The organism is Burkholderia sp. BCC1988 (assembly GCF_905339895.1).
Classification (GTDB): domain Bacteria; phylum Pseudomonadota; class Gammaproteobacteria; order Burkholderiales; family Burkholderiaceae; genus Burkholderia.
The window spans coordinates 42,989-57,091 of record NZ_CAJPHA010000037.1; the positions used below are offsets into that span (position 1 = coordinate 42,989).

General features: G+C 66.6%; 13 protein-coding genes and 1 pseudogene. 9 read left to right on the forward strand and 5 right to left on the reverse strand.

The genetic code is table 11. The annotated features are described in order from the left end of the window. Positions 1-40 precede the first annotated feature (40 nt). The 7 genes from U4012_RS33950 to U4012_RS33980 all read left to right on the forward strand — a co-directional run bounded on the left by U4012_RS33950 (position 41) and on the right by U4012_RS33980 (position 5,790). On the forward strand, positions 41-838 hold the full coding sequence (locus U4012_RS33950; protein WP_044848454.1) for an ABC transporter ATP-binding protein: 798 nt from the start codon (positions 41-43) through the stop codon (positions 836-838). A 31-nt stretch (positions 839-869) separates the two neighbouring features. Continuing rightward, positions 870-1,649 carry a transporter substrate-binding domain-containing protein gene (locus U4012_RS33955; protein WP_124489178.1) on the forward strand — a complete coding sequence of 260 codons (780 nt, stop codon included), beginning with the start codon at positions 870-872 and terminating at the stop codon, positions 1,647-1,649. Between the two features lie 72 nt (positions 1,650-1,721). After that, on the forward strand, positions 1,722-2,399 hold the full coding sequence (locus tag U4012_RS33960; RefSeq protein ID WP_124489177.1) for an ABC transporter permease: 678 nt from the start codon (positions 1,722-1,724) through the stop codon (positions 2,397-2,399). 13 nt (positions 2,400-2,412) lie between these two features. Next, positions 2,413-3,108 carry an ABC transporter permease subunit gene (locus tag U4012_RS33965; protein WP_321804152.1) on the forward strand — a complete coding sequence of 232 codons (696 nt, stop codon included), beginning with the start codon at positions 2,413-2,415 and terminating at the stop codon, positions 3,106-3,108. Between the two features lie 44 nt (positions 3,109-3,152). Continuing rightward, positions 3,153-4,322, forward strand: a complete 1,170-nt coding sequence (locus tag U4012_RS33970; protein ID WP_321804154.1) for an aminotransferase class I/II-fold pyridoxal phosphate-dependent enzyme — start codon at positions 3,153-3,155, stop codon at positions 4,320-4,322. Between the two features lie 104 nt (positions 4,323-4,426). Beyond that, positions 4,427-5,356 (forward strand): homocysteine S-methyltransferase family protein, encoded by a 930-nt coding sequence (locus U4012_RS33975; RefSeq protein WP_321804156.1) that lies wholly within the window; start codon positions 4,427-4,429, stop codon positions 5,354-5,356. Continuing rightward, positions 5,353-5,790: an Lrp/AsnC family transcriptional regulator gene (locus U4012_RS33980; RefSeq protein ID WP_321804158.1), complete on the forward strand. Its 438-nt coding sequence runs from the start codon at positions 5,353-5,355 to the stop codon at positions 5,788-5,790. The genes U4012_RS33975 and U4012_RS33980 overlap by 4 nt, the downstream gene beginning before the upstream one ends. 129 nt (positions 5,791-5,919) lie before the next feature. Here U4012_RS33980 and pntB read toward each other — a convergent pair whose 3' ends face one another. The 5 genes and pseudogenes from pntB to U4012_RS34005 form a co-directional block, all read right to left on the reverse strand. Beyond that, positions 5,920-7,335 (reverse strand): Re/Si-specific NAD(P)(+) transhydrogenase subunit beta, encoded by a 1,416-nt coding sequence (pntB, locus tag U4012_RS33985; RefSeq protein WP_321804160.1) that lies wholly within the window; start codon positions 7,333-7,335, stop codon positions 5,920-5,922. Positions 7,336-7,348: 13 nt separating this feature from the next. Continuing rightward, a complete protein-coding gene (locus U4012_RS33990) occupies positions 7,349-8,953 on the reverse strand; it encodes a Re/Si-specific NAD(P)(+) transhydrogenase subunit alpha (protein ID WP_321804162.1) in 1,605 nt (534 codons plus the stop codon). Positions 8,954-9,410: 457 nt separating this feature from the next. Continuing rightward, the gene (locus U4012_RS33995) at positions 9,411-10,001 is read right to left on the reverse strand and encodes a dimethylsulfoniopropionate lyase (protein WP_321804164.1); all 591 of its coding nucleotides are present in this window, start codon (positions 9,999-10,001) and stop codon (positions 9,411-9,413) included. Further along, a pseudogene (locus tag U4012_RS34000) lies at positions 9,994-10,425 on the reverse strand (M24 family metallopeptidase); the annotation flags it as partial. The gene U4012_RS33995 and the pseudogene U4012_RS34000, both read right to left, overlap by 8 nt. Before the next feature lie 13 nt (positions 10,426-10,438). Further along, the gene (locus U4012_RS34005; protein ID WP_321804166.1) at positions 10,439-11,569 is read right to left on the reverse strand and encodes a hybrid-cluster NAD(P)-dependent oxidoreductase; all 1,131 of its coding nucleotides are present in this window, start codon (positions 11,567-11,569) and stop codon (positions 10,439-10,441) included. A gap of 558 nt (positions 11,570-12,127) precedes the next feature. On the opposite strand from U4012_RS34005, the gene U4012_RS34010 reads away from it, so the two are divergent. Further along, positions 12,128-13,918 carry an acyl-CoA dehydrogenase gene (locus U4012_RS34010; RefSeq protein ID WP_044848464.1) on the forward strand — a complete coding sequence of 597 codons (1,791 nt, stop codon included), beginning with the start codon at positions 12,128-12,130 and terminating at the stop codon, positions 13,916-13,918. 34 nt (positions 13,919-13,952) lie between these two features. Beyond that, the coding region (locus U4012_RS34015) for an FAD-dependent oxidoreductase (RefSeq protein WP_124636892.1) at positions 13,953-14,103 on the forward strand (151 nt) is incomplete at its 3' end.

Here is a 14,103-nt window from a genome sequence, read left to right on the forward strand (position 1 = left end):
CCGCAGCGGTATGAGCAACGTATCGAGGAAGGAGTCGAGGATGCCAGCAGCAATTCCTGCATGCAAACCGGCGGCGGACGCGCTGGTGGTCGAGGATATTCACAAGTCGTTCGGCGGTGTCGAGGTGCTGAAGGGCATCTCGTTGACCGCGAAGAATCACGAGGTCGTGTCGATCCTCGGCAGCAGCGGGTCGGGGAAAAGTACCTTCCTCAGGTGCATCAACCTGCTGGAAATGCCCGACCGCGGCCGGATCTGCGTGAATGGCGAAACGCTCGCGCTGAAACAGGCGGGCCGCGACGGCGCGCTCGTCGCGGCCGACGCGCGGCAGGTGATGCGCGTGCGCCGCAGGCTCGCAATGGTGTTCCAGCAGTTCAATCTGTGGGCGCACATGACCGTGCTGCAGAACGTGATGTTCGTGCCGGTGCGCGTGCTCGGCGTGCCGAAGCGCGACGCCCGCGACAAGGCGATCGCGATGCTCGAACGGGTCGGGCTCGCCGGCAAGTGCGAACACTATCCGAACCAGCTGTCGGGCGGCCAGCAGCAGCGCGTCGCGATTGCACGTGCGCTCGCGACCGACCCCGACGTGATGCTGTTCGACGAGCCGACGTCGGCGCTCGATCCGGAACTCGTCGGCGAAGTGTTGAAAGTGATGCGCTCGCTGGCCGACGAGGGACGCACGATGCTCGTCGTCACGCACGAGATGGGGTTCGCGCGCGAAGTCGCGAACCGCGTCGTGTTCGTCCATCAGGGGCGAATCGAGGAAGACGGCAGTCCTGACGAGGTGTTCGCGAGCCAGAAATCGCCGCGGTTCCAGAAGTTTCTGTCCAGCATCATTTGATGCGGATTCAATGCCAACCGGAGAGGAAACCATGAAAAAGCTGCTTCAGTCGCTGTGCGTGGGCGCGGCATTGCTCGGATCGGTCGCGCAGGCCGAGCAGGTCGTGCGGGTCGGCACGCTCGCCGATTACGCGCCGTTCGAATACAAGGATGCCTCCGGCAAGCTGCAGGGCATGGAGATCGACATCGGCAAGAAGATGTGCGACACGATGAAGGTCAAGTGCCAGTGGGTGACGATGGATTTCGACGCGCTGATTCCGGCACTCAAGGCGAAGCAGATCGATGCGGTGCTCGCGCAAATGTCGAAGACGCCGGAGCGCGAGCAGTCGGTGGACTTCACGCGCATCGTCACGACGGCGCCCGTGCAGCTCGTCGCGAAGCAGGGCTCCGGCATCACGGACAACGCCGCCACGCTGCGCGGCAAGACGATCGGCGTTCAGACGGCCTCGACGCACGAATCCTATCTGCGCCGCCGCCTGCCGGCGAGCAAGTCGGGGATCGACGTGAAGGTCTATCAGACGCTCGACGAGGCCTGGCTCGATCTCGAGGCCGGGCGCGTCGATGCGGTATTCGCCGACAACACGGTCGCGTACGACTGGCTGACGAAGGCCGGCAGGAAGGCAGGCTTCGACTTCGTCGGCAAGCCGATCGCCGATGCGGAGATCTTCGGCGACGGTACGGCGATCGCGGTGCGCAAGGGCGACGCGCCGCTGAAGGCGCTGTTCGACAAGGGCATCGCGCAGGTGCAGGCGGACGGCACGTTCGCCGCGGCCAACAAGCGCTATTTCCCGTTCAGCATCGCGCCGCAATAACCGCGCAGCGGGACCGCGCGGGCGCCGGACGGCGGCCCGCGCGATTCCGGTCTTACACGGAGCGACATTACGATGGATATCCTGGTGAACTACGGCGCGCAGATCGCGGCTGGCGCGCTCGTCACGCTGGAGCTGGCGGTCGCCGCGCTGTGCGTCGGCATGCTGCTCGGCATCGCCGGTGCGTCGGCAAAACTGTCGAGCCTCGGGTGGCTCAGGCATGCGACCTATGCGCTGACCAATTTCCTGCGCGGCATTCCCGAGTTCCTGATCCTGTTGATCTGCTACTTCGGGCTGTCGCATTTTCTCAACGCGCAATTCGATGGCGCCGTTGTCATCAGCCCGTTCTCCGCCGGCGTGATCGCGCTCGCCGTGGTGTTCGGCGCGTACTCGTCGGAGATGTTCCGCGGCGCGTTCAGCGCGGTGCCGGCCGGCCAGATCGAAGCCGCGCGCGCGTACGGGATGACACGCCTGCAGACGCTGTGGTACGTGCGCCTGCCGCAGGCGTGGCGCATCTGCCTGCCGAGCCTGAACAACATGTGGCAGAACCTGCTGAAGGACACGTCGCTGGTGTCGATCGTCGGGCTCGAGGACATGTTGCGCAAGGCCAACATCGCCGCGCAGTTCACCAAGCAGCCGTTCGTTTTCTACGTGGCGGTCGGAGTCGTCTATTTCGGCTTTCTCGCCGCATCAAACCCCGTGTTTGCGTGGCTCGAGCGCAGCGCGGGCCGCGGTTACGCAAAACGCACCTGAGGAGGGCCATCTGATGAACGACTTTGTTTCCCTCATCGTGCAGTCCGGCCCGGACGTCGCGCGCGGCATCTGGATCACGCTCGAGCTGCTGGTGCTGTCGTGCACCCTGGCGTTCGCGCTCGCGGTGCCGCTGGCGGTCGCGCGCACGTCGGCGTGCCGCTGGCTGTCGACACCGAGCCGGCTGTTCATGTCGGTGTTTCGCGGCACGCCGCTGCTGGTGCAGATTTTCGTGCTGTATTACGGGCTCGCGCAGTTCTCGATCGTGCGTGCATCGCCTCTGTGGCTGCTGGTCGGCGGATCGTTCTCGTGTGCGTTGTGCGCGCTGACGCTCAATCTTGCGGCCTACATGGCCGAAGACATCCGCGGCGGGATCGCAGGCGTTCCCGCCGGCGAGAAGGAGGCCGCGCTCGCGTTCGGGATGAGCCGCTTCATGCTCACCTGGTTCGTGATCGTGCCGCGCGCGATCGGCATCGTCGCGCCGACGCTCGGCAACGAGATCGTGCTGCAGCTGAAATCGACCGCGCTTGCCAGCACGATCACCGTGCTCGACCTCACCGGTGTCGCGCGACGCATCTCCATCGAAACCTATACGACCGACGCGCTGATGCTGGCCGGCATCGTCTACGTCGGTATCACGGCGGTGCTTTCGACCGTGCTCAAACGCGTCGAAGGTCTGCTGAATCGCCATCTGGGCAGCGTGCGTGCCTGACGGGCGCCGCATGAACGCGACACAACGAACGATCCGAGGACGACATGGGATACAAGCTTGAAACGCTGGCGCTCGCCGCGGACCGCGACGTGACCGACGAGAAGTCGGTCGCGCCGGCGATCCACTATTCGGCGGTGTTCAAGGCAGCCGGCAGCGAGGAATTCGCGGAGATGTCAAGCGTGCCGCAGCATCCGCGCAACTACACGCGCTACGGCAATCCGGTTCACGAGCGCGTGAAGGCGGTCATGGCGGAGCTCGAGGGCACCGAGACCGCGCTGGTCACGGCATCCGGCATGGGCGCGATCGCGACCGCGATCCTCAGTGTCGTGAAGGCCGGCGATCACGTCGTCGGCCAGACGCGTCATTACATGAGCACTACGAAGCTGCTCGACGACATGCTGCGCCGGTTCGGCGTCGAGGTGACGTTCGTCGACCAGACCGACGTGGCCGCGTTCGATCGCGCGATCCGGCCGAACACACGGCTGATCGTGCTCGAGTCGCCGGTCAATCCGCTGCTGCTCGTGACCGACATCGCCGCGGTGACCGAGATCGCCAGAGCCCGCGGCATCCTCACGCTCGCGGACAACACGTTCGCGTCGCCGATCAACCAGCAGCCGCACCGGCTCGGTGTCGACATCGTCGTGCACAGCGCGACCAAGTACCTGGGCGGCCATCACGACCTGACGGGCGGCGTGATCTGCACGAGCCGCGTGCTCGCCGAGCAGATCTGGCATACGCACATCACGCTCGGGTCGGTGCTGTCGCCGATGGACGCGTGGCTGCTGCTGCGCGGGCTGCGCACGCTGCCGATGCGCGTCGAGCGGATCAATGCGAACGCCCAGGCGCTGGCCGAATTCCTCGAAGCGCACGCGAAGATCGAGCGCGTGTTCTATCCGGGCCTGCGCAGCCATCCGCAGCATGGGCTCGCGTGCCGGCAGATGCGCGGTTTCGGCGGCGTGGTCGCGTTCGGCGTGCGGGGAAGCTACGGCGAAGCGCAGCGCTTCGTCGAGGCGCTGCGCCTGCCACTGAATGCAGGCAATCTCGGCGGCGTCGATTCGCTCGCGATCCATACGGCATCGATGTGGGCGGGCACGATGTCGGCGGAGCAGATGCGCGCTGCCGACATCCCGCTCAATTTCATCCGCTATTCGGTCGGCATCGAGCACATCGACGACCTGAAAAGCGATATCGCGCAAGCATTGGAGCAGATCTGAAACGGACCCGCGCGCACGCTCGGTCGACGCCCCACGCGCGTCGCGCCGACCTTTGAATCGATGCGGGCACGAGCCGCGCGGATTGCAACGACGGAGCACGGACTATGCAAGACATCACAGTACTCGACGGCGGCATGGGGCGCGAACTGGCGCGGATGGGGGCGCCGTTCAGGCAGCCGGAATGGTCGGCACTCGCGCTGATGGAAGCGCCGCATTACGTCAGCCTTGCGCACGACGCGTTCATCGCGGCGGGCGCCGACGTGATCACCGCGAACAGCTATGCGGTCGTGCCGTTCCATATCGGCGAAGCGCGGTTCCGTCGCGATGGAGTCGCGCTCGCGGCCCTTGCCGGACAACTCGCGCGGCAAGCGGCGGACCGCGCAGCGCGGCCCGTGCGCGTCGCGGGATCGCTTCCGCCGACCGGCGGTTCCTACCGACCCGACCTGTTCGACGCGGCGCGCGCGGATGCGATCCTGGCGACGCTCGTCGACGGGCTCGATCCCTACGTCGACCTGTGGCTGGCCGAGACGCAGAGCCTGACCGACGAGATCGGCGCGGTCCGGCGTGCGCTCGGTGCGAATCCGAAACCGCTCTGGGTCTCGTTCACGCTGCGCGACGACGTCGACGCAGGCGCCACGCCGGTACTGCGATCGGGACAGACGCTCGACGAAGCGATCGACGCCGCCGTGTCCGCGCGCGCGACCGCGCTGCTGTTCAACTGCAGCCAGCCGGAGGTGATGGGTGTGGCGATCGAGACGGTGCAGCGCACGCTCGCGAACACCGGAACGTCGCTCGCGATCGGCGCCTATGCGAACGCGTTTCCGCCTCAGCGCGCCGATGCGCGCGCGAACGAGGAACTCGACGGCCTGCGCGGCGACGTCGATCCGCCCGGCTATGCAAGATGGGCGGAGCAGTGGCTTGGCCTGGGCGCGCGGATCGTCGGCGGGTGTTGCGGAATCGGCCCCGGCCACATCGCGGCATTGCGCAACGCGGTCGATGCGCGCGGCGCCGCGCACACCGGGTTCGGCCAATGAAGATCGACGGCCTGGACCAGAAGATCATCGACGCATTGTGTGCCGATGCGCGGATACCGCTCGCGGTATTGGCCGACCGGATCGGTCTGTCCAGGCAGGCGGTCCGCAACCGGATCGACCGGCTCGAAGCGCTGCACATCATCGCAGGCTATACGGTGCGGCTCGCATTGCCCGACGATGTCGTGCCGGTGCGCGCCGTGATGCTCGTGTATCGCCGGGACCGGATGCGCGGCGCGGACGTGCTCGCCGCGCTCGAGCGGATCGCCGAGGTGCGCGATTGCGCGGTCCTCAGCGGCGAGGTCGATTTGCTGGTGCAGATCGAGGCGGCCACGCACGAGCGCATCAGCGACATCTGGGCAACGATCAGCGCGCTGGACGGCGTGCAAAACATGACGACCAGTTTCGTGCTCGACTCCGTCGTCCACAAGCGCTGACTGAACCGGCGCAACGGGAAAAGGGCAGGCGGGGGAGGCTGCGCGTCGTCCGGTTCGGCGTCCGCGACGGCGTATCGAAGCCACGCGGCGCTGGAGCGGCTTGCTGCCGCTCCACGCGCGTGGCCGTACTCAGGCTTTCAGTGCGCCGAAGATTTCATTGAGCATCGACTTCGCATCGCCGAACAACATGCGGTTGTTGTCCTTGTAGAACAGCGGATTGTCGACGCCCGCATAGCCGGACGCCATGCTGCGCTTCATCACGATCGACGTCTTCGCCTTCCACACTTCCAGCACCGGCATGCCGGCGATCGGGCTCGACGGGTCGTCCTGCGCGGCCGGGTTCACGATGTCGTTCGCGCCGATCACCATCGACACGTCGGCTTCGGGGAAATCGCCGTTGATCTCGTCCATCTCCAGCACGATGTCGTACGGCACCTTCGCTTCGGCCAGCAGCACGTTCATGTGCCCCGGCATGCGGCCCGCGACCGGGTGGATCGCGAAACGCACGTCGACACCCTTCTCGCGCAGCAGCTTCGTCAGCTCGAACACCGTGTGCTGGGCCTGTGCGACGGCCATCCCGTAGCCGGGCACGATGATCACGCGCTTCGCTTCGCGCAGCAGCTCGGCCGTCTCCACCGCGCTCACCGCGACCGCTTCGCCGGCCGGCTGAGCGGCGCCGCCGCCGGCTGCCGCCGGTGCGCCCGCGCCGCTGCCGAAGCCGCCCGCGATCACGCTGATGAAGTTGCGGTTCATCGCGCGGCACATGATGTACGACAGGATCGCACCCGACGAGCCGACCAGCGCGCCGATCACGATCAGCAGGTCGTTGCCGAGCATGAAGCCGGTGGCGGCTGCCGCCCACCCCGAGTAGCTGTTGAGCATCGACACCACGACCGGCATGTCCGCGCCGCCGATCGCCATCACCATGTGCACGCCGAACAGCAGCGAGATCACGGTCATCACGACGAGCGGCAGCATGCCGTCCTGGATGCTTTCCGCATGCAGGAACGCGCGGCCGTAGTAGATCACGATCAGCAGCGCGGCCAGGTTCAGCCAGTGCCGTGCCGGCAGCAGTAGCGGCTTGCCGCCGATCTTGCCCGACAGCTTGCCGAACGCGATGATCGAGCCCGCGAAGGTGACGGCACCGATCAGGATGCCGACATAAATTTCCACTTCGTGGATCGCCTTCTCGGCGCCGGTGAACTGCAGCGACGTGTCGATGTAGCTCGCGAAGCCGACGAGGCAGGCCGCGAGACCGACCAGGCTGTGCATCAGCGCGACCAGTTCCGGCATCTGCGTCATCTGCACCTTCTTCGCCGCGTACAGGCCGACCGCGCCGCCGACGACGAGCGCGGCGATCACGTACGGAATGCCCGCGGCCGACACGCGCGGCCCGGCCACGGTGGCCAGCACGGCGATCAGCATGCCGATCATGCCGAGCAGGTTGCCGCGGCGCGCGGTTTCGGGGTTCGCGAGGCCGCCGAGGCTCAGGATGAACAGGATCGCGGCGCCGATATAGGAGACGGTGGTCAGGTTGGAAGTCATTATTGTCGTCCCCTTATTTGCGGAACATCGCCAGCATGCGGCGCGTGACCGCGAAGCCGCCGAACATGTTGACGGCCGTGAGCGTGAGCGCGCCGACCGCGAGACCGAGGATCAGCCCGGACGGACGATCGCCGGCGTTGGCCAGCTCACCGAGGGGCGGTGCGACCTGCACGAGCGCGCCGATCGCGATGATCGACGAGATCGCGTTGGTCACGCTCATCAGCGGCGTGTGCAGCGACGGCGTGACGTTCCAGATCACCATGTAGCCGACGAAGCACGCGAGCACGAACACCGTGAAGTGCGACAGGAAGCTCGCCGGCGCGAACTGGCCGACCAGCAGGAACGCCAGCGCGCCGATCGCGAACACGATCGCGAGCGCCTTGGCCGACATCGGCTCGCCGCTGTGGCCATGACCTTTCGACTTCGCCGGCGCCGCGACTGCCGCGGGTGCGGCCGCTGCAGGCTTGGGCGCGACGGCCGCCTGCTTGATCGGCGGCGGCGGCCACGTGACGTTGCCTTCCTTGATGACGGTGAGGCCGCGGATCGCGTCGTCGTCGAAGTCGACGTTGATCGTGCCGTCCTTGGCCTTGCACAGCTCTTCGATCACGCGCAGCAGGTTGGTCGCATAGAGCGTCGACGACTGCCGCGACAGGCGCGACGCGAGATCGGTATAGCCGACGATGGTCACGCCGTGGCGCACCACGGCTTCGCCGGGCACCGTGAGTTCGCAGTTGCCGCCCTGTTCGGCGGCCATGTCGACGATCACGCTGCCGGGCTTCATCGACTGCACCATCTCGGCGGTGATGAGCTTCGGCGCCGGCTTGCCGGGGATCAGCGCGGTCGTGATGATGATGTCGGCGTCCTTGGCCTGCTGCGCATACATCGCGCGTTGCGCCTGCTGGAAGCCCTCGCTCATCACCTTCGCGTAGCCGCCGCCGCCCGAGCCTTCCTCTTCGTAGTCGACCTTGACGAACTCGCCGCCCAGCGACTTGACCTGATCGGCCACTTCCGCACGCGTGTCGTTCGCGCGCACGATCGCACCGAGGCTCGCGGCCGTGCCGATCGCGGCCAGACCGGCCACACCGGCGCCGGCGATGAACACCTTCGCCGGCGGGATCTTGCCGGCCGCCGTGACCTGGCCGTTCAGGAAGCGGCCGAACGCATGCGCGGCCTCGATCACCGCGCGATAGCCGCTGATGCCGGCCATCGACGTGAGCGCGTCCATCTTCTGCGCGCGCGACAGCGTGCGCGGCAGCGAGTCGATCGCCAGCACGGTGGCGCGCTTCGCGGCCAGCTGCTGCATCAGCTCGGGATTCTGCGCGGGCCACACGAAGCCGATCAGCGTGCCGCCTTCGCGCATCAGCGCGACTTCGTCCGCACTCGGCGGGCGCACCTTGAACACGATGTCGCTGCCGGACCAGAGCTCGGCCGCCGTGGCGGCGATGCTCGCGCCGGCCGCGCGATACGTGTCGTCGTCAAAGTTCGCGCCGGCACCGGCGCCGCTTTGGACGGCCACCGAAAACCCCAGCTTGATCAGTTTCTCGACCACCTCGGGAACGGTCGCAACGCGCCGTTCGCCGGTGGCTGTCTCCAGAGGAACCCCAATCTGTAATGTCATAGTGTGAAAGATGGGTGATGGCCATCGCGAAGCGCTCGGGCCGGTGCGTCAAGGTAACAGAATCATGTGCGTATTTAGTGGCTCGCGCGAGGGTTCGCATTAAAAATGGAACGACCGTTCGCTGGGCGCGAATAGAGTATGCCCGATAACAAAGGCGCCATCGAGGACACAAAATCGTCGAACGCGTCTTCTGCCGTGCTGTTGCGTTTTATCCACGCGCGGGCGATATCGCGTCGACCGAATGGAGGTTGACGATGCGGTCGGAGCGCGACTTCCGCCGTGCGGCGCGGCTGCGGGAGCCGGCCGTCGCGCGGCGGGACTGCATGGGCTTCCCATAACCGGCTTCTTGCTCGGGTTCCCATGGCCGGCTCCCATTGATGATTCCGACCGGCCGGTAGGTCAATGGCCGGCCGCTTGTCGCAGGCGAATCCGTCGGCACCCCGCGTCGATCGTCTGATCAATTCAGCAGACACCATATCGCGAGGAACGGCGCGTTGCCGGACCGCATCGCATGCAGCGCGCCGGGCGGATTGTGGATGCCGCCGCCGATCCCGGGATCGAACCATGCGCCGTTTTGCTGCCGGAATTCGCCGGCGGTCATGAGCACGTACGCTTCCTCCGGTGCGTGACCATGATCCGGATATCTGACGCCGGGCATCATCAACGAGAAGCCGAGCTGAATGTCGTCGCGGCTTTCGGCGCCGCCGGGCCCGGAGATCATCCCGTTTACGTGCCCATCGATGTAGTTCGGGCTGCCGTCCTTGCCCGACGTGCGACGCGACCAGCCGATCTCGGGTTCGAGCGCCTTGATCAGCCGTGCGACGGTGGCGAACGTCGGGTCGACGCGTGCGACCGATTCGAGCGCCGGGTCGAGCCATTCGCAGGCGGGGTAGCGCATCGCGAGCCGCGTGCCGTTATCCGACGGGGTCTGCAGCCGCGCGAATACTTGCGGTGCGAATGCACGCGCGGCGGGCGGAAGCTTGTCCGATTGAAACAGGTCGCCGGCGACCCGGATGAAATCCGCGATGTGCTTCGGGCGTTCACTCATCCTGATCTCTGCTCCGGTGCTCGCTTGGCGTGATGAGATGGAAGTCTACGGAGAAACGTGCCGACCCGGACAGCGAAAAAGGGCGGCCGATTTGGTGCTGGCCGCCATGCGCGTGCCGCGGTTGCCGTCCGGCCAGCGGCACGCGCCGCAATCGACGGCACATCACGCTGCCGCCTTCGGACTGCCGGGGCCGCAGCAGATTCATATTGAAATGGATCTGTGCGTATGCGAATTCGTACAGGTTGCGCTGTTCGTCCGACGGACGGCCGTCGCCGACGATCCAGGTGCGGGAGATGTCCGAGCAGTAACCGTGCGGCCCGACCAAGTCGGTGTCGAACGCGAGCAGGTCGCCCGCCTGCAGCACCCGCGACGAACACCGATCCGGACACGTGCGAACAAGGCCCGTGAGCGTGCCGTGCGCGTCGTCTGCCGCCGGACTAGAGCTCCAGCACGAGGTCCGACGTCGGGCGGCTGCAGCAGAGCAGCCGGAAACCCTTCTGCACTTCCCGGTCGCGAATCCCGCCGTTGTGCCGCATGTCGACCGTGCCGTCGAGCACCTTCGTTTTGCACGTGCCGCAGATGCCCTGGCTGCAGGATGACGGAATCGCGACACCGGCCTTTCTCGCTGCCGACAGCACGGTGTCGGCGGCGTTCATCGTGAACGTCTTCGACGAGCGCGCCAACCTGACCGTGAACGTTTCCGACGACGATTCGGCAGCGGGGGCGGCCAGTGTCGGCGCGACGCCGGCGCCGATGTCGAAGCTTTCCTGGTGATAGCGTGCGGGATCGTGTCCGCCGCTGCGCAGGACGTCGCGCACGGCATTCATGTAGCCCGCCGGGCCGCAGGTGAACGCTTCGCGCTCGGCGTAGTCGGGCACCTGTTCGGCAAGCAACGGCAGGCTGAGCCGGCCGGTCGGTCCCGGCCAGTGCGCTTCATCGCCGGCACCTTCACAGACGAAGTACGTGCGAAGGCGCGGCGACAGCGCCTCGAGCCGCTGCAGCTCCTTGCGGAACACGATATCAGCGGGCGTTCTCGCGCTGTGGACGAACACGATATCCAGGTCGAGCCCGAGATCGATGCTCGCACGCGTCATCGACATCAGCGGCGTCACGCCCGAGCCGGCGGACAGGTACAGCAATCTGGCGGCGGGTGCCGCCGTCGGCGTGAAGCTGCCCGACGGGCCGTAAGCCGGTAGCTGGCTGCCGGGCTTCATGTTGTCGTGCAGCCAGTTCGACATGATGCCGCCGGGCACGCGCTTGACCGTGATGGACACCAGATAGGGACGCGTCGGCGGCGACGAGATCGTGTAGCAGCGCTCGACCGGCTGGCCGTCGACGTTCGCCGACACCGTCATGAACTGGCCGGGTTCGAAGCGAACGGGCGAGCCGTCGCCTACACGAAACTCGAAGCTCCTGACGTCATGCGTCTCGTCGACGACGCGGCAGCACGTCAGCATCTGCTGTTCGCCGCTCGCCCAGGTTCTTCCGGTGCTGTCCCAGGTGCCGGGATCGGAGAGTCGGTCGTATGCTTCGGGTGCGGGATCGAACATGCTGTCTACGGAGTTCATGGCATCGCTTCCTTGGGGCGCGTCGCACGTTCGACGTGCGCGCAGTCGTTCGCGAAAGCCGGGCCTCGATGACGGGCGTGTATCGCGCCTCGTTCCGATGGTTCGCTCCGTACCCGGATTGCCTTCGCTGTGCGCCGAGTATTGGCGGGCCCTGAAACAGCGTCAATGCGCTTTATTTTCCGGGCGGCATTACATCAGGTTATGCGTGACGTGTGTCCATACGAACAGCGGCCCGGCCGTCAACGACGAGGCCGTTGCCGATGAATCCCTTGCATGCGATGTTGACCGAATAGAGGGTTAACCCCTGATTTTCTGCCGGTACGCCGATTGCGCGTCGCGTGTGCTGCAAACGGCACCCGAACCCCCGCCCGGACGCCCGTTTCCGCCATCGCCCCGTGCATCGTGTGGCCGGTTTTGTCACCATGTGGGCCGGATATGACAATGGAAAACCGCCGGCGCGGCATTACGATGGGCCACGACGTCGCCTGGCGCTGGCCGGTTTTGCCGCAGCCGCCCGGGCCGCGCGCCTCATTCACCGCCTGATTTGGAACATCGACCATGAGCTATAACGCCCCTGTCAAGGACATGCTGTTCGTGCTGAAGGAACTCGCGGGCATCGACACCGTTGCGCAGTTGCCGGGTTTCGAGGACGCCGGCTACGACACGGCGCAGGCCGTGCTCGACGAATCCGCGAAATTCTGCGACGAGGTGCTGGCGCCGCTGAACGTCGAGGGCGACCGCAACCCGAGCAGCTGGAAGGACGGCGTCGTGACCGCGACGCCGGGTTTCGGCGCCGCGTTCCGCCAGTTCGTCGAAGGCGGCTGGCAAGGTCTGCAGCATCCGGCCGAATACGACGGCCAGGGGCTGCCGAAGCTGATCGCGACGCCGTGCATCGAGATGCTGAACGCGGCGAACCTGTCGTTCGCGCTGTGCCCGCTGCTCACCGACGGCGCGATCGAGGCGCTGCTGACGGCCGGCACCGACGAACAGAAGCAGCGCTACGTGCCGAAGCTGATCTCGGGTGAATGGACCGGCACGATGAACCTGACCGAGCCGCAGGCCGGTTCGGACCTGGCGCTGGTGCGCTCGCGCGCCGAGCCGCAGGGCGACGGCACGTACAAGGTGTTCGGCACGAAGATCTTCATCACGTGGGGCGAGCACGACATGGCGGACAACATCGTCCACCTGGTGCTCGCGCGCACGCCGAACGCGCCGGAGGGCGTGAAGGGCATTTCGCTGTTCATCGTGCCGAAGTTCCTGGTCAACGACGACGGCTCGCTCGGCGCGCGCAACGACGTGCACTGCGTGTCGATCGAGCACAAGCTCGGCATCAAGGCGAGCCCGACCGCGGTGCTGCAGTACGGCGACAACGGCGGTGCGATCGGCTACCTCGTCGGCGAGGAGAATCGCGGCCTCGAATACATGTTCATCATGATGAACGCGGCGCGTTTCGGCGTCGGGATGCAGGGGATCGGCGTGGCCGACCGTGCCTACCGGAAGGCCGCGGAATTCGCAAAGGAGCGCGTGCAGAGCCGCCCGGTCGACGGGTCGGCCAAGCAGTCGGTGACGATCATCCATCACCCGGACGTGCGCCGCATGCTCGGCACGATGCGCGCGCTGACCGAGGGCGCGCGGGCGCTCGCGTATGTCGCGGCCGCGCACAGCGACATTGCCCACCGCCATTCGGACGAGGCGACGCGCACGCGTCATCAGGCAATCTACGAATATCTGGTGCCGGTCGTGAAGGGCTGGAGCACGGAGATGGTGAACGACGTGGCGAGCCTCGGCGTGCAGGTGCACGGCGGGATGGGCTTCATCGAGGAAACCGGCGCCGCGCAGTACTACCGCGACGCGCGGATCCTGGCGATCTACGAAGGCACGACCGCGATCCAGGCGAACGACCTGGTCGGCCGCAAGACGATGCGCGACGGCGGCGCGGTGGCGAAGGCGCTGATCGCGGAGATCGGCGACACCGTCGCGGCGCTCGGCAAGGTCGACGGCGCGGCGGCCGCGTCGATGAAGGCGCAGCTGGAGAAGGGTGCGCGCGCGCTGTCGACGGTGGTGGACTACGTGGTCGCGAACGTGAAGCAGGACCCGAACGCGGTGTTCGCGGGCAGCGTGCCGTACCTGAAGCTGGCGGGCGTCGTGCTGTGCGGATGGCAGATGGCGCGCGCGCTGCTGGCGGCGCACGCGAACCGCGCGAGCGACACGGCGTTCTTCGATGCGAAGATCGCGATCGCACAATGCTATGCGGAACACGTCCTCGTGCAGGCAGGCGGGCTCGAAGCGTCGATCGTCGGCGCGAAGGGCAACGAGAGCGTGCTCGCGTTGACGGAAGACCAGTTCTGACCGTAACGGTCGGGGCGCAGGAGGAGACAGGATTTTGACCACACAGGACTTGCTCGCGCAATACGGCCCGCGCGAATCGATGGAATACGACGTCGTGATCGTCGGCGGCGGCCCGGCCGGGCTGTCGGCCGCGATCCGGCTCAAGCAGCTGGCCGCCGAGAAAGGCACCGAGATCGGCGTGTGCG